The organism is Ketogulonicigenium vulgare WSH-001 (assembly GCF_000223375.1).
Lineage (GTDB): Bacteria > Pseudomonadota > Alphaproteobacteria > Rhodobacterales > Rhodobacteraceae > Ketogulonicigenium > Ketogulonicigenium vulgare.
The window spans coordinates 2,194,992-2,212,111 of the sequence record NC_017384.1 but is presented as its reverse complement, the minus strand read 5'-3'; the positions used below and the strand labels follow the sequence as shown (position 1 = coordinate 2,212,111).

At 58.7% G+C, this 17,120-nt stretch carries 29 protein-coding genes; all 29 read left to right on the top strand.

What is annotated here, in order from left to right; translation table 11 throughout:
• Positions 1-14 precede the first annotated feature (14 nt).
• Positions 15-719 (top strand): 50S ribosomal protein L3, encoded by a 705-nt coding sequence (gene rplC / locus KVU_RS11075; protein WP_193365345.1) that lies wholly within the window; start codon positions 15-17, stop codon positions 717-719.
• Positions 716-1,336, top strand: a complete 621-nt coding sequence (rplD, locus tag KVU_RS11070; protein ID WP_013385320.1) for a 50S ribosomal protein L4 — start codon at positions 716-718, stop codon at positions 1,334-1,336. The genes rplC and rplD overlap by 4 nt, the downstream gene beginning before the upstream one ends.
• The gene (locus tag KVU_RS11065; RefSeq protein WP_013385319.1) at positions 1,333-1,629 is read left to right on the top strand and encodes a 50S ribosomal protein L23; all 297 of its coding nucleotides are present in this window, start codon (positions 1,333-1,335) and stop codon (positions 1,627-1,629) included. Before rplD ends, KVU_RS11065 begins: the two co-directional genes overlap by 4 nt.
• A gap of 122 nt (positions 1,630-1,751) precedes the next feature.
• Positions 1,752-2,591, top strand: a complete 840-nt coding sequence (gene rplB / locus KVU_RS11060; RefSeq protein ID WP_014538013.1) for a 50S ribosomal protein L2 — start codon at positions 1,752-1,754, stop codon at positions 2,589-2,591.
• 3 nt (positions 2,592-2,594) lie between these two features.
• On the top strand, positions 2,595-2,873 hold the full coding sequence (rpsS, locus tag KVU_RS11055; protein ID WP_014538012.1) for a 30S ribosomal protein S19: 279 nt from the start codon (positions 2,595-2,597) through the stop codon (positions 2,871-2,873).
• 3 nt (positions 2,874-2,876) lie between these two features.
• Positions 2,877-3,257: a 50S ribosomal protein L22 gene (rplV, locus tag KVU_RS11050; RefSeq protein WP_014538011.1), complete on the top strand. Its 381-nt coding sequence runs from the start codon at positions 2,877-2,879 to the stop codon at positions 3,255-3,257.
• Positions 3,257-3,973, top strand: a complete 717-nt coding sequence (rpsC, locus tag KVU_RS11045) for a 30S ribosomal protein S3 (RefSeq protein WP_013385316.1) — start codon at positions 3,257-3,259, stop codon at positions 3,971-3,973. The genes rplV and rpsC overlap by 1 nt, the downstream gene beginning before the upstream one ends.
• Before the next feature lie 12 nt (positions 3,974-3,985).
• Complete coding sequence (rplP, locus tag KVU_RS11040; RefSeq protein WP_013385315.1) at positions 3,986-4,399, top strand: 50S ribosomal protein L16; 414 nt, start codon at positions 3,986-3,988, stop codon at positions 4,397-4,399.
• A 251-nt stretch (positions 4,400-4,650) separates the two neighbouring features.
• Positions 4,651-4,857 (top strand): 50S ribosomal protein L29, encoded by a 207-nt coding sequence (gene rpmC / locus KVU_RS11035; protein WP_044008216.1) that lies wholly within the window; start codon positions 4,651-4,653, stop codon positions 4,855-4,857.
• A gap of 3 nt (positions 4,858-4,860) precedes the next feature.
• Positions 4,861-5,091, top strand: a complete 231-nt coding sequence (gene rpsQ / locus KVU_RS11030) for a 30S ribosomal protein S17 (protein ID WP_013385314.1) — start codon at positions 4,861-4,863, stop codon at positions 5,089-5,091.
• An 80-nt stretch (positions 5,092-5,171) separates the two neighbouring features.
• Positions 5,172-5,540 carry a 50S ribosomal protein L14 gene (gene rplN / locus KVU_RS11025; protein WP_014538009.1) on the top strand — a complete coding sequence of 123 codons (369 nt, stop codon included), beginning with the start codon at positions 5,172-5,174 and terminating at the stop codon, positions 5,538-5,540.
• The gene (gene rplX / locus KVU_RS11020; protein ID WP_013385312.1) at positions 5,540-5,845 is read left to right on the top strand and encodes a 50S ribosomal protein L24; all 306 of its coding nucleotides are present in this window, start codon (positions 5,540-5,542) and stop codon (positions 5,843-5,845) included. The genes rplN and rplX overlap by 1 nt, the downstream gene beginning before the upstream one ends.
• Positions 5,845-6,408, top strand: a complete 564-nt coding sequence (gene rplE / locus KVU_RS11015; protein ID WP_013385311.1) for a 50S ribosomal protein L5 — start codon at positions 5,845-5,847, stop codon at positions 6,406-6,408. Before rplX ends, rplE begins: the two co-directional genes overlap by 1 nt.
• 20 nt (positions 6,409-6,428) lie before the next feature.
• On the top strand, positions 6,429-6,734 hold the full coding sequence (gene rpsN, locus KVU_RS11010; RefSeq protein WP_013385310.1) for a 30S ribosomal protein S14: 306 nt from the start codon (positions 6,429-6,431) through the stop codon (positions 6,732-6,734).
• A 12-nt stretch (positions 6,735-6,746) separates the two neighbouring features.
• A complete protein-coding gene (gene rpsH / locus KVU_RS11005; protein WP_013385309.1) occupies positions 6,747-7,139 on the top strand; it encodes a 30S ribosomal protein S8 in 393 nt (130 codons plus the stop codon).
• A 12-nt stretch (positions 7,140-7,151) separates the two neighbouring features.
• Positions 7,152-7,685 carry a 50S ribosomal protein L6 gene (rplF, locus tag KVU_RS11000; protein WP_014538008.1) on the top strand — a complete coding sequence of 178 codons (534 nt, stop codon included), beginning with the start codon at positions 7,152-7,154 and terminating at the stop codon, positions 7,683-7,685.
• A gap of 11 nt (positions 7,686-7,696) precedes the next feature.
• A complete protein-coding gene (rplR, locus tag KVU_RS10995) occupies positions 7,697-8,056 on the top strand; it encodes a 50S ribosomal protein L18 (protein ID WP_013385307.1) in 360 nt (119 codons plus the stop codon).
• A gap of 11 nt (positions 8,057-8,067) precedes the next feature.
• Positions 8,068-8,631, top strand: a complete 564-nt coding sequence (gene rpsE / locus KVU_RS10990) for a 30S ribosomal protein S5 (RefSeq protein WP_013385306.1) — start codon at positions 8,068-8,070, stop codon at positions 8,629-8,631.
• Between the two features lie 11 nt (positions 8,632-8,642).
• Complete coding sequence (gene rpmD / locus KVU_RS10985) at positions 8,643-8,831, top strand: 50S ribosomal protein L30 (protein ID WP_013385305.1); 189 nt, start codon at positions 8,643-8,645, stop codon at positions 8,829-8,831.
• A gap of 128 nt (positions 8,832-8,959) precedes the next feature.
• Positions 8,960-9,439, top strand: a complete 480-nt coding sequence (gene rplO / locus KVU_RS10980; RefSeq protein ID WP_013385304.1) for a 50S ribosomal protein L15 — start codon at positions 8,960-8,962, stop codon at positions 9,437-9,439.
• Between the two features lie 108 nt (positions 9,440-9,547).
• Positions 9,548-10,921: a preprotein translocase subunit SecY gene (secY, locus tag KVU_RS10975; protein ID WP_014538007.1), complete on the top strand. Its 1,374-nt coding sequence runs from the start codon at positions 9,548-9,550 to the stop codon at positions 10,919-10,921.
• Complete coding sequence (locus KVU_RS10970) at positions 10,918-11,577, top strand: adenylate kinase (protein WP_013385302.1); 660 nt, start codon at positions 10,918-10,920, stop codon at positions 11,575-11,577. Before secY ends, KVU_RS10970 begins: the two co-directional genes overlap by 4 nt.
• Before the next feature lie 200 nt (positions 11,578-11,777).
• Positions 11,778-12,146, top strand: coding sequence for a 30S ribosomal protein S13 (gene rpsM, locus KVU_RS10965; RefSeq protein WP_013385301.1), 369 nt, complete (start codon positions 11,778-11,780; stop codon positions 12,144-12,146).
• Positions 12,147-12,158: 12 nt separating this feature from the next.
• Positions 12,159-12,551: a 30S ribosomal protein S11 gene (gene rpsK / locus KVU_RS10960; protein ID WP_013385300.1), complete on the top strand. Its 393-nt coding sequence runs from the start codon at positions 12,159-12,161 to the stop codon at positions 12,549-12,551.
• 114 nt (positions 12,552-12,665) lie between these two features.
• Entirely contained in the window at positions 12,666-13,682 is a 1,017-nt protein-coding gene (locus KVU_RS10955) for a DNA-directed RNA polymerase subunit alpha (RefSeq protein ID WP_013385299.1), read from the top strand.
• Between the two features lie 107 nt (positions 13,683-13,789).
• Positions 13,790-14,209 carry a 50S ribosomal protein L17 gene (gene rplQ, locus KVU_RS10950; protein ID WP_013385298.1) on the top strand — a complete coding sequence of 140 codons (420 nt, stop codon included), beginning with the start codon at positions 13,790-13,792 and terminating at the stop codon, positions 14,207-14,209.
• A 251-nt stretch (positions 14,210-14,460) separates the two neighbouring features.
• Positions 14,461-15,072 carry an autoinducer binding domain-containing protein gene (locus KVU_RS10945; protein ID WP_014538005.1) on the top strand — a complete coding sequence of 204 codons (612 nt, stop codon included), beginning with the start codon at positions 14,461-14,463 and terminating at the stop codon, positions 15,070-15,072.
• A gap of 62 nt (positions 15,073-15,134) precedes the next feature.
• Positions 15,135-15,725, top strand: coding sequence for an acyl-homoserine-lactone synthase (locus tag KVU_RS10940; protein ID WP_013385295.1), 591 nt, complete (start codon positions 15,135-15,137; stop codon positions 15,723-15,725).
• Positions 15,726-15,784: 59 nt separating this feature from the next.
• Positions 15,785-17,110 (top strand): replication-associated recombination protein A, encoded by a 1,326-nt coding sequence (locus tag KVU_RS10935; RefSeq protein WP_013385294.1) that lies wholly within the window; start codon positions 15,785-15,787, stop codon positions 17,108-17,110.
• The last annotated feature ends 10 nt before the right edge of the window (positions 17,111-17,120 follow it).

The following is a 17,120-nucleotide window of genomic DNA, read 5'->3' as shown; positions in this document are numbered from 1 at the left end:
AGAACATGACTAATCTGCGTTCTGGTACGATCGCCAAGAAAATCGGCATGACCCGTCTGTTCCTTGAGGACGGCCGTCAGGTTCCGGTTACCGTTTTGCAATTCGAAAACCTGCAGGTTGTTGCACAGCGCACCGTCGAGAAGGATGGCTACACCGCCGTTCAGCTGGGTGCTGGCACCGCCAAGGCCAAGAATGTCACCCAACCCATGCGCGGTCACTTTGCCGCTGCTAAGGTTGAGCCCAAGCGTAAGCTGGCTGAGTTCCGCGTCACCCCCGAGAATCTGATTCCCGTTGGTGCCGAGATCATTGCTGACCATTATGTTGCCGGCCAGTTCGTCGACATCTCGGGCACTTCGATCGGTAAGGGCTTTGCCGGTGTTATGAAGCGCCACAACTTTGGCGGTCTGCGTGCATCGCACGGTGTGTCGGTCTCGCACCGCTCGCACGGTTCGGTGGGTCAGTGTCAGGATCCTGGCCGCATCTTCAAAGGTAAGAAGATGGCTGGTCACATGGGTTCGGCCCGCGTCACCACGCAAAACCTGCAAGTTATCCGCACCGACTCGACCCGTGGTCTGGTCATGGTGAAGGGCGCTGTCCCGGGTAACAAGGGTGGCTGGGTCACCATCAAAGATGCCGTCAAGAAAAAGCCCGCAGAGAACATCGCGTTCCCCGCAGCTTTGCGTGACACGGCTGTCGCCGTTGAAGGAGGCGAACAATGAAGATTGATGCGATCAATCTCGACGGCGGCGCCGCCGGTTCCGTCGAACTCAACGACGCGATCTTCGCGCTAGAGCCGCGTGCAGACATTCTGCACCGTCTGGTGCGTTGGCAGCGTGCGCGTGCCCAACAAGGTACCCACAAGGTCCTGGGCAAGTCGGAAGTCAGCTACTCGACCAAGAAGATCTACCGCCAAAAAGGCACCGGTGGCGCACGTCACGGTTCCAAAAAGGCACCGATCTTCCGTCACGGTGGTGTCTACAAAGGCCCGACCCCGCGTTCGCACGAGCATGACCTGACCAAAAAGTTCCGCGCTTTGGGTCTGAAGCACGCCCTGTCGGCGAAAGCCAAAGCAGGCGAGCTGGTTGTGATCGAAGCTGCAACCGTCGCTGAAGCCAAGACCGCACTGCTGGCAAAGCAGCTGTCGAACCTGGGCTGGAAGCGTGCGCTTGTGATCGACGGCGCTGCCGTTGATGAGGGCTTTGCCCGCGCTGCGCGCAACATCGCTAACCTGGACATTCTGCCCTCGATGGGTGCGAACGTCTACGACATCCTGCGCAGTGACACTCTGGTGCTCACCAAAGCGGCTGTCGAAGCTCTGGAGGCACGTCTGAAATGACCGCCAAACCCGAACAGTACGATGTGATCCGCAAGCCGATCATCACTGAAAAAGCAACGCTGGCGTCGGAATCGAACGCTGTTGTTTTCGAAGTTGCGATCGACGCGACCAAGCCGCAGATCAAGGGCGCTGTTGAAGCCCTGTTCGGCGTCAAGGTGAAGGCCGTGAACACGACCATCACCAAAGGCAAGGTCAAGCGTTTCCGCGGCCAACTCGGCACGCGCAAAGACGTCAAGAAAGCCTATGTTACCCTGGTTGAGGGTAACACCATTGACGTTTCCACCGGTCTCTAATAGGGACTGCCCATTCTGCGGCCGGGATTCGTTCCCGGCCGCAGCTTTTACGCCTAACGGGACCTTCGGGGCCCTTCACGTGTCGGGCATGACTGCCCGCAAAGCAAACGGAAGACAGAAGCATGGCATTGAAGTCGTATAAACCGACGACGCCTGGCCAGCGTGGGCTGGTTCTGATCGACCGTTCGGAGCTTTGGAAAGGTCGCCCTGTCAAGACCCTCACCGAGGGCCTGACCAAGTCGGGTGGCCGGAACAATACCGGACGCGTCACGATGTGGCACAAAGGCGGTGGCGCAAAGCGTCTGTACCGCATTGTGGATTTTAAGCGTCGTAAGTTCGACGTTGCAGCCACCGTTGAGCGGATCGAATACGATCCGAACCGGACTGCATTCATCGCGCTGATCAAATATGAAGATGGCGAGCAAGCATATATCCTGGCTCCGCAGCGTTTGGCTGTGGGTGACCAAGTGGTTGCTGGCGCTAAAACCGACGTGAAACCCGGTAACGCGATGCCCTTCTCGGGCATGCCGATCGGTACGATCGTTCACAACGTCGAGCTGAAAGCCGGCAAGGGCGGCCAATTGGCGCGCGCTGCAGGCACCTACGCTCAATTCGTCGGCCGCGATGGCGGCTACGCTCAGATCCGCCTGTCCTCGGGCGAGCTGCGTCTGGTGCGTCAGGAATGCATGGCCACCGTCGGTGCCGTGTCGAACCCCGACAACTCGAACCAGAACCTGGGTAAAGCCGGTCGTAAGCGCCACATGGGCGTCCGTCCGACCGTTCGCGGTGTCTCGATGAACCCGATCGACCACCCGCACGGTGGTGGTGAAGGTCGCACCTCGGGTGGCCGTCACCCGGTTACCCCGTGGGGTAAGGGCACCAAGGGTACCCGTACCCGTAACAAGAACAAGGCGTCGTCGAAGCTTATCCTTCGTTCGCGTCACGCCAAGAAGGGGCGCTAATCCATGGCTCGTTCTGTTTGGAAAGGCCCTTTTGTTGACGCTTACGTGCTGAAAAAAGCCGAAGCTTCGCGTCAATCTGGCCGTAGCGAAGTGATCAAGATCTGGTCGCGTCGTTCGACAATCCTGCCGCAATTCGTCGGCCTGACGTTCGGCGTCTACAACGGGCATAAGCATATCCCCGTTGCTGTCACCGAAGAAATGATCGGCCAAAAGTTTGGTGAATATTCGCCGACCCGTACCTACTACGGGCACGCTGCGGACAAAAAAGCGAAGCGGAAATAAGTCATGAGTAAGGCAGCTAATCCCCGCCGCGTGGCTGACAACGAAGCGATGGCGAAAGCCCGCATGCTTCGCACGAGCCCGCAAAAACTGAACCTTGTTGCCGGTCTGATCCGTGGCAAGAAGGTTGACAAGGCTCTGACAGACCTCACCTTCTCGAAGAAGCGTATCGCGCAGGACGTCAAGAAGTGCCTGCAATCCGCGATTGCAAACGCCGAGAACAACCACAACCTGGACGTCGACAACCTGATCGTTGCCGAAGCCTTTGTTGGTAAGAACCTGGTAATGAAGCGCGGTCGTCCGCGTGCCCGTGGCCGCTTCGGCAAGATCATGAAGCCGTTCTCGGAAATCACCATTACCGTCCGTCAGGTCGAGGAGAAAGCCTAATGGGTAACAAGGTTAACCCCGTCGGCATGCGTCTTCAGGTCAACCGGACCTGGGACAGCCGTTGGTACGCCGATACCAAAGACTACGGCAACCTCCTGCTCGAAGACCTGAAGATCAAGGACTTCGTCCGTAAGGAAGCCAAGCAAGCTGGCATCAGCCATGTTGTGATCGAGCGTCCGCACAAAAAGTGCCGCGTCACGATCCATGCCGCCCGTCCGGGCGTCATCATCGGCAAAAAAGGCGCTGACATCGAGACGCTTCGCAAGAAGCTGTCGGCCCTGACCGATTCGGAGCTGCACCTCAACATCGTTGAAGTGCGCAAGCCCGAGCTGGATGCCGCACTGGTTGGCGAGTCGATCGCACAGCAACTTGAGCGTCGCGTTTCGTTCCGTCGTGCCATGAAGCGCGCGGTGCAAAACGCAATGCGCATGGGTGCCCTGGGTATCCGTGTGAACGTTGCTGGCCGTCTGGGCGGTGCAGAAATTGCCCGTACCGAATGGTATCGCGAAGGCCGTGTGCCGCTGCACACCCTGCGCGCCGACATCGATTACGCGCTCTCTGAAGCTCAGACCGCCTATGGTATCATCGGGATCAAGGTCTGGATCTTCAAGGGCGAGATCCTGGAACACGATCCGCAGGCACATGACCGTCGTATCACCGAAGCGCAGGAAACTGCCGCTCCGCGTGGCGCTGGCGGCCGCCGCGGCGATCGCTAAGGAGTAGAGCAGATGCTGCAACCGAAGCGCACTAAATTCCGCAAACTGCACAAAGGCCGGATTCACGGCGAAGCGAAAGGCGGCTCGACGCTGGCTTTCGGTACCTTCGCTCTGAAATCGACCGAACCCGAGCGCGTCACTGCGCGTCAGATCGAGGCGGCTCGCCGTGCGATCACGCGTTACATGAAGCGTCAGGGCCGTGTTTGGATCCGTATTTTCCCGGACACCCCCGTGACCGGTAAGCCCACCGAAGTTCGGATGGGTAAAGGTAAGGGTTCCATCGAATACTGGGCAGCCAAAGTTAAACCTGGCCGCATCCTGTTCGAGATCGACGGCGTCTCCGAAACCATCGCACGCGAAGCGCTGCGTCTGGGCGCGATGAAGCTGCCGGTCAAGACCCGCACTGTGGTTCGCGAAGACTGGTAAGCTGATCGGCTTATCGACAGTTAGACCGCCGCCCTGGCAACGGGGCGGCGGTTTTCTTTTGCGGCGCCCATTTGCTGTGGGTCCCATTTCGTTTGGGTCGCATTTCCTTGGGGTCAAGGAATAAGACTCTTTGCCCTTGCGTGGCTGACCCCACGGTGCTATGCGCGGCAAGTCAGATTCTAGACAAAATAACCCACCAGACTCAGGGTCACCTTCAAAAGGGCCTTCTGGTGCAAGTAGGGGAAATGGGAATGAAAGCCCAAGAACTGCGTGACAAGACGCCCGAGCAACTTCGGGAAGATCTTGGTGCTCTGAAGAAAGAAGCGTTTAACCTGCGCTTCCAACAAGCAACCGGCCAGCTTGAGAACAGCTCGCGCATTCGTGCCGTCCGTCGTGACGTTGCGCGTGTGAACACTATTCTCAACCAAAAAGCAGCAGCTGCTGCTTCGGAGGCTTAAGATATGCCCAAGCGTATCCTTCAGGGTGTCGTCACCTCGGATAAGAACGAACAGACCGTGACCGTCCTGGTCGAGCGTCGCTTCAAGCACCCGCTGCTGCAGAAGACTGTTCGTAAGTCGAAAAAGTATCGTGCGCACGACGAAGCCAACACGTTCAAGATTGGCGACATGGTTCGCATTCAAGAATGTGCGCCCAAGTCGAAGACCAAGCGCTGGGAAGTCATCGTCGGTTAATGCTGACGGTTGCAACCTTTTAATCGAAACCCCGGGATAAGGCCTGACTGCCAGGCCCCCGTAAGGTCGGGAGAAACCACATGATCCAGATGCAGACCAACCTGGATGTTGCTGATAACTCCGGCGCCCGCCGAGTTCAGTGCATCAAGGTATTGGGCGGTTCGCACCGCCGGTATGCTTCCGTGGGCGACATTATTGTCGTTTCCGTCAAGGAAGCTATTCCGCGTGGCCGCGTGAAGAAAGGTGACGTCCGTAAGGCTGTCGTCGTTCGCACCGCCAAGGAAGTCCGTCGCGAGGATGGCACTGCCATCCGCTTTGACCGCAACGCGGCTGTCATCCTGAACAACAACATGGAGCCCGTCGGCACCCGTATTTTCGGGCCGGTCGTGCGCGAGCTGCGCGCAAAGAACTTCATGAAAATCATCTCGCTTGCGCCGGAGGTGCTGTAATGGCTGCCAAACTCCGTAAAGGTGATAAGGTCGTCGTTCTGACCGGCAAGGACAAAGGCAAAACTGGCGAGATCGTCAGCGTTGACCCCAAAGCCGGCCGTGCCATCGTTGATGGCGTGAACGTTGCGATCCGCCACGTAAAGCAAAGCCAGACCAACCAGGGTGGCCGTCAGTCCAAAGCGCTGCCGCTCGACCTGTCGAACCTGGCCATCGTTGATGCAAACGGCAAAGCCACCCGCGTCGGCTTCCGCGAGGAAGACGGCAAGAAAGTGCGCTTCGCCAAGACCACTGGGGATGCGCTCTGATGCTGGATAACGCAACTTACACCCCGCGCCTGAAGGCTGACTACACCGCACGCATCCGCGCTGCGCTGAAGGAAGAGTTCGGCTATAAGAACGACATGCAGATCCCGCGTCTGGACAAAATCGTCCTGAACATCGGCTGCGGTTCGGAAGCCGTTCGCGACAGCAAAAAGGCAAAGTCGGCGCAAGAAGACCTGTCGACCATCGCTGGTCAAAAGGCCGTCGTCACCAAGGCAAAGAAGTCGATCGCTGGCTTCCGCGTCCGTGAAGAAATGCCGCTGGGCGCCAAAGTCACTCTGCGTGGCGATCGTATGTACGAGTTCCTTGACCGTCTGATCACCGTTGCAATGCCCCGTATCCGCGACTTCCGCGGCGTGTCGGGCAAAAGCTTCGATGGTCGTGGCAACTACGCCACCGGCCTCAAAGAGCACATCGTGTTCCCCGAGATCAACTTCGACAAGATCGATGAGAACTGGGGCATGGACATCGTGATCTGCACGACCGCGAACAACGATGCTGAAGCCAAGGCGCTGTTGAAACACTTCAACATGCCCTTCAACAGCTAAGCGCGGCAGGAGAGAGATTTATGGCTAAGAAATCCATGGTCGAACGCGAACTGAAGCGCGAGAAACTCGTCGCTCAGTATGCCGAAAAGCGCGCTGCGCTGAAGGCTGTCGCTAACGACAAAAACGCTTCGGTTGAAGAGCGTTTCAAGGCTTCGCTGAAGCTGGCCGAGCTGCCCCGCAACTCGTCCGCAACGCGCCTGCACAACCGTTGCCAACTCACCGGGCGTCCCCACGCCTATTACCGTAAGCTGAAGATCAGCCGGATCATGCTGCGCGAGCTTGGCTCGAACGGCGAGATCCCCGGCATGGTCAAGTCGAGCTGGTAAGGAGAGCGATCAATGAATGATCCTATCGGCGATATGCTGACCCGCATCCGCAACTCGCAAGCACGTGGCCGCTCGACGGTTGTCACGCCCGCTTCGAAGCTGCGCGCATGGGTTCTCGATGTCCTGCTCGACGAAGGCTACATCCGTGGCTACGAATCGGGTGTCGACGCGAACAACCAACCCACCTTTGAAATCGGCCTGAAGTACTACGAAGGCGCCCCCGTGATCCGCGAAATCAAACGCGTATCCAAGCCGGGTCGTCGCGTGTACATGGGTGTGAAAGATCTGCCGTCGGTCCGTCAGGGCCTGGGCGTCTCGATCGTTTCCACTCCCAAGGGCGTCATGTCCGATGCACATGCACGTGCTGCCAACGTTGGCGGCGAAGTGCTGTGCACCGTATTCTAAGGGGGTCCTGGAATGTCTCGTATTGGTAAGAAGCCTGTGGCAATCCCCGCCGGCGTCACCGCGACCGTTTCGGGCCAGTCGATTGAAATCAAAGGCCCCAAAGGTACTTTGAACTTCAAGGCGACTGACGACGTAACGCTGGCAGTGGAAGACGGTGCTGTCACCGTCACGCCGCGTGGCCTGTCGAAGCGTGCCCGCCAACAATGGGGTATGTCGCGCTCGATGGTGGAAAACCTGATCACTGGTGTGACCAAGGGTTTCCGCAAAGAGCTGGAGATCACCGGTGTGGGTTACCGCGCCAACCTCCAAGGCAATGTCCTGAAGCTGTCGCTTGGCTATTCGCATGACGTAAACTTCGAAATTCCGAAGGACGTCACCGTGACCTCGCCCAAGCAGACTGAAATCGTCATCGAAGGTATCGACGCACAACGCGTTGGCCAAGTGGCGGCAAACATTCGTGAATGGAAAGCGCCCGAGCCCTATAAAGGCAAAGGTATCAAGTACAAAGGCGAATTCATCTTCCGCAAGGAAGGGAAGAAGAAGTAAGGAACGCGATAATGGCAAGCAGCAAGCGGGAACTGTTCCTGAAGCGCCGTATGCGCGTTCGGAACAAATTGCGAGCAGTGAACGCGGGGCGTCTTCGCCTGTCGGTTCACCGTTCGTCCAAGAACATCAGCGTCCAGCTGATCGACGACGTAGCGGGCGTAACTGTCGCCGCAGCTTCGACGCTCGAGAAGGAACTGGGCTACGTCGGCAAGAACAACATCGAAGCAGCAAGCAAGATCGGCGCGACTATCGCCGAGCGTGCCAAGGCTGCCGGTGTGTCGGAAGCTTATTTCGACCGTGGTGGCTTCGTCTATCATGGGAAGATCAAGGCTCTGGCCGATGCCGCGCGTGAAGCCGGCCTGAAGATCTAAGGAGACGAGATATGGCAGAACGTGAAAACCGCCGGGACCGTCGCGACCGCGAGGAAGCCGCCCCGGAATTCGCCGATCGTCTCGTGGCGATCAACCGCGTGTCCAAGACCGTCAAAGGCGGCCGCCGCATGGGCTTTGCAGCCTTGGTGGTCGTCGGTGACCAAAAGGGCCGCGTAGGGTTCGGCAAGGGCAAGGCGAAAGAAGTGCCCGAAGCGATCCGTAAGGCAACCGAGCAAGCGAAACGCAGCATGATCCGCGTTCAGCTGCGCGAAGGCCGCACGCTGCACCACGATATCGAAGGGCGCCACGGCGCTGGTCGTATCGTGATGCGCACCGCAGTTCCCGGTACCGGGATCATCGCGGGTGGTCCGATGCGTGCTGTCTTTGAAATGCTGGGCGTCCAAGACGTCGTTTCGAAGTCGCTGGGTTCGCAGAACCCTTACAACATGATCCGTGCGACCATGAATGCCCTGAAGTCGGAACAATCGCCCCGTGCGGTTGCCCAGCGTCGTGGCAAGAAAGTCGCTGACATTCTGCACCGCACCGGCGAAGCCGCCGAAGCCGTCGAAGCGTAAGGAGCTGACAAATGGCTAAGACCATCGTCGTCAAGCAAGTTCGCTCGCCCGCTCGTCGTCCTGCTAAACAGCAGGCTACGCTGATCGGTCTGGGGCTGAACAAGATGAACCGCACCCGCGAGCTGGAGGATACTCCTTCGGTCCGTGGTATGGTGAATTCGATTTCCCACCTCGTCGAGATCATCGAAGAGCGTGGCTAAAAGACTGGGCCAATCCCGAGGAATCGGGGTTGGCCTTTTCCTTCGGGCAGGGTAATCCCTGCCCATCATTTTTTCCGTGTTTGGCTTCTCCGTCGCTGGGTCGCCAATTCCGGCATAAGGAGAGCGACATGAAACTGCATGAACTGCACGATAACGAAGGTGCAACCAAACGCCGTAAGCGCGTTGGCCGTGGTCCGGGTTCGGGCAAAGGTAAGACCGGTGGTCGTGGTATCAAGGGTCAAAGCTCGCGTTCGGGCGTGGCAATCAACGGTTTTGAAGGCGGCCAAATGCCGATCTACCGTCGTCTGCCCAAGCGTGGCTTCAACAAGCCCAACGCCAAGCATTATTCGGTTGTGAACCTGGGTCTGATCCAGAAGTTCATCGACCTCGGCAAGCTGGACATCGCAGGCGAAGTCACCGAAGAAGCGCTGATCGCTTCGGGTCTGGTGCGTCGCAAGCTGGACGGCATCCGCATCCTCGCCAAAGGCGAGCTGACTGCTAAAGTCGCTTTCGTCGTCACCGGCGCGTCGCAAGGCGCAGTCGAAGCGGTTGAAAAGGCTGGCGGTTCGGTGAAGATCATTCCTCTTCACGCTGCTGCGGCCGAGTAAACGGTTGTAAGGCGCGCCCGTCGCGCCTAACTTCCTGTTATCTTTTCCTGTGCCGCTGCCTGGACAGACCGGGTGGCGGCGCTTTCATGACAGAGAGAGCGCCCTCGCATGGCATCTGCAGCAGAGCAAATGGCGGCAAACCTCAGCTGGTCGGCCCTTGGCCGGGCAACCGAGCTGCGCCAGCGCATTTTCTTCACCATCATGCTGCTGATCGTCTACCGTCTCGGGACCTATATCCCGGTTCCTGGTATTGACGATCTGGCACTTCAAAATTTCATGGAAGGCGCAGCTGCCGGCATTGGCGGTATGCTGTCCATGTTCACCGGCGGTGCGCTTTCGCGCATGGGTATCTTCGCGCTGGGGATCATGCCGTATATCTCGGCCTCGATCATCGTGCAGCTTCTGGCCTCGCTTTGGGAGCCGTTGAAGCAACTGAAGAAAGAGGGCGAGCAAGGCCGCCGCAAGATCAACCAATACACCCGCTACGGCACGCTGGTTCTGGCGATTTTCCAAGGTTTCGGCATCGCTGTCAGCCTTGAGGCCGGTAACATGGTGACCGACCCCGGTCTGGCCTTCCGTCTGAACGCGGTTGTGACGCTGGTTGGCGGCACGATGTTCCTGATGTGGCTGGGTGAACAGATCACCGCACGCGGTATCGGTAACGGTATCTCGCTGATCATCTTCATCGGTATCATCGCGGAAATTCCGGCTGCACTGGCGCAGTTCTTTGTCCAGGGCCGTACGGGCGCCATCAGTACGGGTGCAATCCTGCTGATCTTGGTTGTCGTGCTGCTGACACTGACCTTTGTCGTGTTCATGGAGCGCAGCCTGCGCAAGATCCACATCCAATATCCGCGCCGACAGGTGGGGATGAAGATCTATGACGGCGGCTCGTCGCATCTGCCGATCAAGGTGAACCCGGCGGGCGTGATCCCGGCGATTTTCGCCTCGACCTTGCTGCTGCTGCCGACGACGCTTGCAACCTTTAGCAGCACCGCGGCCACTGGCCCGGTCATGAGCTGGATTCTGGCCTATTTTGGTCAGGGCCAACCGCTTTATCTGCTGCTGACGGTGCTGATGATCGTGTTCTTTACGTACTTCTACACCAAGGAAGTGGCGTTCAAGACCGAGGATGTCGCCGACAACCTGAAGAACCAAAACGGCTTTATTCCGGGTATCCGCCCGGGCAAGCGCACGGTTGAATATCTGGATTACGTCGTGAACCGCGTGCTGGTTCTGGGCGCGGGCTATCTGGCACTGGTTGTGCTGCTGCCTGATCTGCTGCGCACCGAGCTGGGCATCACCGCCTATATCGGCGGCACCTCGATCCTGATTATTGTTTCGGTCGGGATGGATACGATCCAGCAGGTTCAATCGCATCTTCTGGCGCACCAATACGAAGGTCTGATCCAGAAATCGCAACTGCGCGGCCGTAAAACGACAACGACTAAACCCAAGGCAAAAGGACCTTCGCGTCGATGAATATTATCCTACTGGGACCGCCGGGCGCCGGCAAAGGCACACAGGCCCGGATCCTGGTCGAACAACGCGGAATGGTTCAGCTCTCGACGGGTGACATGCTGCGCGAGGCCCGTACCTCGGGAACCGAGATGGGCAAGCGCGTGGCAGAGGTGATGGATAAAGGTCACCTCGTCACCGACGAGATCGTCATTGGTCTTATTCGCGAGCGTCTGGAAAGTGGCGATGCGACGGGCGGCTATATTTTTGATGGCTTCCCCCGCACGCTGCGGCAGGCCGATGCGCTTGGCAAATTGCTGAGCGAAATCGGTCAGGACATCGAACATGTCATCGAGATGCAAGTGGATGACGAAGTGCTGGTCGCACGCGTGTCGGGTCGCTCGACCTGCGCAAGCTGCGGCGAGGTTTACCACGATGTCACCAAGCCGATCCCGGCGGATGGCAAATGCACTGTTTGCGGCAGCACCACCTTTACCCGCCGCGCCGATGATAATGCCGAATCGCTCAAGACCCGCCTGATGGCCTATTACAAACAGACCTCGCCTTTGGTCGGCTATTACTACTACGCGCATAAGTTGCGCATGGTGGACGGGCTGGCGGAAATCAGCGAAGTCTCGGGCCAGATCGCGGGCTTTCTCGACGGTCCGACAAAGCTTTGATCTTATGGGGGAGGTGGGCTTGACGTTGCATCATTTCCCCCTTAATGAAGCCCATCCCGCATTGCGGGGCAGAATCGCCTGTTTCGCGCACGTTTTAATGGGCGAGACTACCTGAACTGATGGCCCAAGGATTTGAATCTGCGGGCTGTCGTTGTGAAAAAAGGTTCCGGGACTACGGAATCGCAACGAAAGGAAGCAACGTGGCACGTATTGCCGGCGTTAACATCCCGACTGGAAAGCGCGTACCTATCGCTCTTACTTACATCACCGGTATCGGTCCGACTTCGGCAGAAGCTATCTGCGCGGCTGTCGGTATCGAGCCGACCCGTCGTGTCAACGAACTGTCGGACGCTGAAGTCCTGGCGATTCGTGAACATATCGACGCGAACTACACCGTCGAAGGCGACCTGCGCCGCGAAGTGAGCATGAACATCAAACGTCTGATGGATCTGGGTGCTTACCGTGGTCTGCGTCATCGCCGCAACCTGCCGGTTCGCGGTCAGCGTACGCACACCAATGCCCGCACGCGCAAAGGCCCCGCAAAGGCCATCGCCGGCAAGAAGAAGTAAGGAGACTCCGACATGGCTCGTGATACCCGCCGTGGGGGCAAGAAGAAGGTCTCCAAGAACATCGCCGCTGGCGTGGCGCATGTGAACTCGTCGTTCAACAACACCAAGATCCTGATCTCGGACGTGCAAGGCAATGCGATCGCATGGTCGTCGTCGGGCACGATGGGCTTCAAAGGCTCGCGTAAGTCGACGCCTTATGCGGCTCAGATGGCTGCCGAAGATGCTGGCCGTAAGGCGCAGGAACATGGTGTGAAGACGCTGGAAGTCGAAGTGCAAGGCCCCGGTTCGGGCCGTGAGTCGGCGCTGCGTGCGCTGGCCGCTATCGGCTTTAACATCACGTCGATCCGCGACGTGACCCCGATCGCACACAACGGCTGCCGTCCGCCGAAGCGTCGTCGCGTCTAATCTACGAACCCTGTTGGCAGGGCCACTCCGACTGCGGAGCGGCCCTGCCTTCGTCATTGCAACCTCGGGCGTCCGTCCATCTGGACATGGGGACGGACAGGAATGGAGGGACACATGATCCACAGGAATTGGTCCGAGCTTATCAAGCCGACCCAACTCGATGTTCGCCCGGGTGCCGATGCGGCCCGTCAAGCGACCATCGTTGCCGAGCCGCTAGAGCGTGGCTTCGGTCTGACGCTGGGCAATGCGCTGCGCCGCATCCTGCTGTCGTCGCTGCAAGGTGCCGCTATTACGGCCGTGCAGATCGACAACGTCTTGCATGAATTCTCCTCGATCACTGGCGTGCGCGAGGATGTGACTGATATCGTTCTGAACCTGAAGGGCGTCGCCATCCGCATGGATGTCGAAGGTCCGCGTCGTGTGTCGATCCAGGTCAAAGGCCCGGCTGTCGTCACGGCTGGCGACATCAGCGAATCGAACGGGATCGAGATCCTGAACAAGGACCATGTGATCTGCCACCTGGATGATGGTGCGTCGCTGTACATGGAACTGACCGTCAACACCGGCAAAGGCTATGTCGCGGCTGACCGCAACAAGCCCGAAGATGCGCCCATTGGCCTGATCGCCATTGATGCGCTGTATTCGCCGGTCAAGAAGGTCTCGTATGACGTGCAGCCGACCCGCGAAGGTCAGGTGCTGGATTACGACCGTCTGACGATGAAGATCGAAACCAATGGCGGCCTCTCGCCCGAAGACGCGGTGGCTTATGCTGCGCGTATTTTGCAAGACCAGCTGTCGATCTTCGTGAACTTCGACGAGCCTGAATCGGCTCTGGGCGGCGCGGCGGATGACGGCCTTGAATTCAACCCGCTTCTGCTGAAGAAGGTTGACGAGCTGGAGCTGTCGGTCCGTTCGGCAAACTGCCTGAAGAACGACAATATCGTCTACATTGGCGACCTGATCCAAAAAACCGAAGCCGAGATGCTCCGCACCCCGAACTTCGGCCGCAAGTCGCTGAACGAGATCAAAGAAGTGCTTTCGGGCATGGGTCTGCACCTTGGCATGGATGTCGAGGAATGGCCGCCGGAAAACATTGAAGAGCTGGCCAAGAAATACGAAGACCAGTTCTAAGACATTCGCGGGGTGGGAAACTGCCCCGCGTTTACTAGGGCCTAAAGCCCCAAGGGCGCACCGACCATGACCGGTGCCAGACAAAGTAAAATTTAGGAGTTAAACTCATGAACCATGGTAGTGGCTATCGTAAGCTGAACCGCACCCACGAACACCGCAAAGCGATGTTCGCAAACATGGCCGGCTCGTTGATCGAGCACGAGCAGATCAAAACGACTCTGCCCAAAGCCAAAGAATTGAAGCGCGTCATTGACAAGCTGGTGACCCTTGGCAAGCGCGGCGACCTGCACGCCCGCCGTCAGGCCGACGCCCGTCTGAAGCAAGACATCCACGTCGCCAAGCTGTTCGAAATCCTGGGCCCGCGCTACAAGGACCGTAACGGTGGTTACGTCCGGGTGCTGAAGGCTGGTTTCCGTTATGGCGACATGGCTCCGATGGCGATCATCGAGTTTGTCGACCGCGACGTCGCAGCCAAAGGCGCAGCAGACCGCGCCCGTCTGGAAGCCGAAGACATCGTCGAAGCATAAAAGCTTCGCCCTTGTGGCAAATCAAGGCCCCGCCCGCGATCGCGCGGCGGGGTTTTCTTTTGCCAATTTCTGTTTTGGCTTTATTTTGGGCCTTATTTTAAACATTATGTCGCGTGATTATTCACACGTTTGACTGGAATTTATTCACACCCATTGACGTTGGGGCCATGCGGCCCGACATTCATCAACAGGGCCATCCACCAGCGACGACGGTGTGTTGACTGCGCCCTGTGTAACCTGTCTAAAAAGATATGTCCCTGCGTATAGGTATTGATAAGCACATAGCCCAACTTGAAGCACTTTCGCCGGGTGGGATCTTCTACGCACTCCACATCCGGTTCGGAATGCCAATGCTGCATTATCAATCTTTCCCGCGGGGCTGGACAGAACGTTACACAGAGGAGGCCTTTGCACTACGCGATCCGATTATTGCTTGGGGGTTCAGCACGATCGGCACCGCGCGTTGGAGCGAAATCGACCTTCCCGACCCGTTCAATATTATGGGGCAGGCGCGGGAATTCGGCATGATCTATGGCCTGTCTGTTTCGGTCGGGCCTATGAAATCACGCACGATTGCATCGGCGACCCGCGGTGACCGCGAGTTTTCCGATGACGAGATCGCCCAATTTTCCGGTCTTATCAGCCGGCTTCACGACTTTACCGAGCCCCCCCGGTCATTGACCGAAGCGCAGATCGAGGCCTTGCGATGCATCGCTGAGGGAGATCGTCATGCAGCCGCTGCGGCACGCCTGAATATTTCTGAAAGCGCCTTGAAAGCGCGGCTGACAGCCGCACGGACCGCATTATTGGCCCGCACAACGGCCGAAGCCATTCAGCGGGCCAGAGACTACCGACTGCTGTGAATCCTCTCTTGTGACGGTGTGAGCCGGGCCTTGCCCCTCAACCACCTCACCAGAGAGAAACCATGCAAAGCACAACGCTTTCCTTCGCCAATCTTCACAACCATGGCGAGCTTTTCGTTAATATTTTGCGCGCAAGACGCGAATCGTTCATTATCCGCCGCCAATGGGACCTTCCCGAAGCGATGGGAATGGAATTTGACCAATATGACACGCCCGCCTCGCGCTGGGTGGCTGTGCATGATGACACGGGCCGCGTCATGGCGGGGGTGCGCCTGACACCATCGACCGCGCAATGTGGGATCTATACCTACATGATCCACGACGCACAGCGCGGCCTGCTCGAGACGATCCCGACCGACCTGCTCTATGAGACCGCCCCGATCGAGACCGGGGTGTGGGAGGTCAGCCGCGGCTTTGTCTCGAACGATCTGCCCGCGGGCCTGCGGGCGCGGGCGCGTGTGCAATTGGTGCAGCAGATGATGACCGCTGCCCGCAGCGAGGGGATCAGCAAAATGGTGGCGCTGCTGCCGTCGAACTGGAACCGCTGGGCGGCGCGCTGCGGCCTGAAGATGAGCGCGGCAGGCCGCAATATGAATATGGGCGGCATCGACTATCAGGCGGTCTGGATCGATTTCGCGGATAACCTGCACTAGAAACCAGTGCCCGCCCGCTGCGCTGGCAATGCGGCGGGCGACCCCTTATATATCAGCCTATGCCAGACCTTTTTGACACAGCTGACAGCCCTGAAAAACCCGCAGGCCCGCGCCCGTTGGCCGACCGGCTGCGCCCGCGTGCGCTGGGGGATGTGATCGGACAGGAACAGGTGCTGGGGGCGGATGCACCCTTGGGCATCATGCTGGCCTCGCATTCGCTGTCCTCGCTGATCCTGTGGGGGCCGCCCGGCGTTGGCAAGACCACCATCGCGCGGCTGCTGGCCGATCAGACATCGCTGGCCTTTGTGCAGATCAGTGCGATTTTCACCGGTGTCCCTGACCTGAAAAAGGTGTTCGAGGGCGCCCGCCTGCGCCGCGCAAACGGTCAGGGCACGCTGCTCTTCGTCGATGAGATCCATCGCTTTAACAAGGCGCAGCAGGACAGTTTCCTGCCGCATATGGAAGATGGCACAATCGTGTTGGTCGGGGCGACGACGGAAAACCCCTCGTTTGAATTGAATGCTGCGCTGCTGTCGCGGGCGCAGGTGTTGGTGCTGAACCGGCTGACGCTGGCTGATCTTGAGCGCCTGGCGCAGCGCGCCGAACAAGAACTGGCGCGCAAGCTGCCGCTGAACGGCCCCGCCCGTGATGCGCTGCTAGAGATGGCGGACGGCGACGGCCGCGCCTTGTTGAACCTGATCGAACAGGTCATGGCCTGGCGCGTGCAGCAGCCGCTGACCACCGACGATCTGTCGCGCCGCCTGATGAAGCGTGCCGTGCGTTACGATAAATCGGGGGACGAGCATTACAATCTGATCTCGGCCCTGCATAAATCGGTGCGTGGCAGCGATCCTGATGCGGCGCTGTATTGGTTCAACCGCATGCTGCTGGGCGGCGAGGACCCCCGCTTTTTGGCCCGCCGCATGGTGCGGATGTCGGTCGAGGATATCGGCCTTGCTGATCCGCAGGCGCAGACGATCTGCCTGCACGCCTGGGAGACCTACGAGCGTCTTGGCAGCCCCGAGGGGGAACTCGCGCTGGCGCAGGCGCTGATTTACCTCTCGCTCGCGCCCAAATCGAACGCGGGTTACATGGCCTATTCCGCCGCCAAGGACGCCGCGCGCAAAACCGGATCTGCCGCGCCGCCCAAACATATCCTGAACGCACCCACGCGGTTGATGAAAGATCAGGGATATGGCGCGGGCTATGCCTATGACCACGAGGCCGAGGACGGGTTTTCAGGCCAGAACTATTTCCCCGATGGCATGAAGCGCGGGGTCTATTATCTGCCCGTCGATCGCGGGTTCGAGCGGGATTTGAAGAAACGGGTCGAATTCTTTGCCGGATTGCGTGCGAAACGTCAGACGCGCGACGGTGGTGATTGACATTGCGTCC

Excerpts from the sequence above, each read along its gene's own strand:
- rplE (WP_013385311.1), top strand. The coding sequence starts at position 5,845 with ATGCTGGATAACGCAACTTACACCCCGCGCCTGAAGGCTGACTACACC.
- rpsN (WP_013385310.1), top strand. The coding sequence starts at position 6,429 with ATGGCTAAGAAATCCATGGTCGAACGCGAACTGAAGCGCGAGAAACTC.
- rpsK (WP_013385300.1), top strand. The coding sequence starts at position 12,159 with ATGGCTCGTGATACCCGCCGTGGGGGCAAGAAGAAGGTCTCCAAGAAC.
- KVU_RS10955 (WP_013385299.1), top strand. The coding sequence starts at position 12,666 with ATGATCCACAGGAATTGGTCCGAGCTTATCAAGCCGACCCAACTCGAT.
- rpmC (WP_044008216.1), top strand. The coding sequence starts at position 4,651 with ATGAAAGCCCAAGAACTGCGTGACAAGACGCCCGAGCAACTTCGGGAA.
- rpsC (WP_013385316.1), top strand. The coding sequence starts at position 3,257 with ATGGGTAACAAGGTTAACCCCGTCGGCATGCGTCTTCAGGTCAACCGG.
- KVU_RS10970 (WP_013385302.1), top strand. The coding sequence starts at position 10,918 with ATGAATATTATCCTACTGGGACCGCCGGGCGCCGGCAAAGGCACACAG.
- KVU_RS10935 (WP_013385294.1), top strand. The coding sequence starts at position 15,785 with ATGCCAGACCTTTTTGACACAGCTGACAGCCCTGAAAAACCCGCAGGC.
- KVU_RS11065 (WP_013385319.1), top strand. The coding sequence starts at position 1,333 with ATGACCGCCAAACCCGAACAGTACGATGTGATCCGCAAGCCGATCATC.
- rplN (WP_014538009.1), top strand. The coding sequence starts at position 5,172 with ATGATCCAGATGCAGACCAACCTGGATGTTGCTGATAACTCCGGCGCC.
- rplX (WP_013385312.1), top strand. The coding sequence starts at position 5,540 with ATGGCTGCCAAACTCCGTAAAGGTGATAAGGTCGTCGTTCTGACCGGC.
- rplV (WP_014538011.1), top strand. The coding sequence starts at position 2,877 with ATGAGTAAGGCAGCTAATCCCCGCCGCGTGGCTGACAACGAAGCGATG.
- KVU_RS10945 (WP_014538005.1), top strand. The coding sequence starts at position 14,461 with ATGTCCCTGCGTATAGGTATTGATAAGCACATAGCCCAACTTGAAGCA.
- rpsQ (WP_013385314.1), top strand. The coding sequence starts at position 4,861 with ATGCCCAAGCGTATCCTTCAGGGTGTCGTCACCTCGGATAAGAACGAA.
- rpsE (WP_013385306.1), top strand. The coding sequence starts at position 8,068 with ATGGCAGAACGTGAAAACCGCCGGGACCGTCGCGACCGCGAGGAAGCC.
- rplR (WP_013385307.1), top strand. The coding sequence starts at position 7,697 with ATGGCAAGCAGCAAGCGGGAACTGTTCCTGAAGCGCCGTATGCGCGTT.
- rplP (WP_013385315.1), top strand. The coding sequence starts at position 3,986 with ATGCTGCAACCGAAGCGCACTAAATTCCGCAAACTGCACAAAGGCCGG.
- rplD (WP_013385320.1), top strand. The coding sequence starts at position 716 with ATGAAGATTGATGCGATCAATCTCGACGGCGGCGCCGCCGGTTCCGTC.
- rplO (WP_013385304.1), top strand. The coding sequence starts at position 8,960 with ATGAAACTGCATGAACTGCACGATAACGAAGGTGCAACCAAACGCCGT.
- KVU_RS10940 (WP_013385295.1), top strand. The coding sequence starts at position 15,135 with ATGCAAAGCACAACGCTTTCCTTCGCCAATCTTCACAACCATGGCGAG.
- rplB (WP_014538013.1), top strand. The coding sequence starts at position 1,752 with ATGGCATTGAAGTCGTATAAACCGACGACGCCTGGCCAGCGTGGGCTG.
- rplQ (WP_013385298.1), top strand. The coding sequence starts at position 13,790 with ATGAACCATGGTAGTGGCTATCGTAAGCTGAACCGCACCCACGAACAC.
- rpsH (WP_013385309.1), top strand. The coding sequence starts at position 6,747 with ATGAATGATCCTATCGGCGATATGCTGACCCGCATCCGCAACTCGCAA.
- secY (WP_014538007.1), top strand. The coding sequence starts at position 9,548 with ATGGCATCTGCAGCAGAGCAAATGGCGGCAAACCTCAGCTGGTCGGCC.
- rplF (WP_014538008.1), top strand. The coding sequence starts at position 7,152 with ATGTCTCGTATTGGTAAGAAGCCTGTGGCAATCCCCGCCGGCGTCACC.
- rpsS (WP_014538012.1), top strand. The coding sequence starts at position 2,595 with ATGGCTCGTTCTGTTTGGAAAGGCCCTTTTGTTGACGCTTACGTGCTG.
- rpmD (WP_013385305.1), top strand. The coding sequence starts at position 8,643 with ATGGCTAAGACCATCGTCGTCAAGCAAGTTCGCTCGCCCGCTCGTCGT.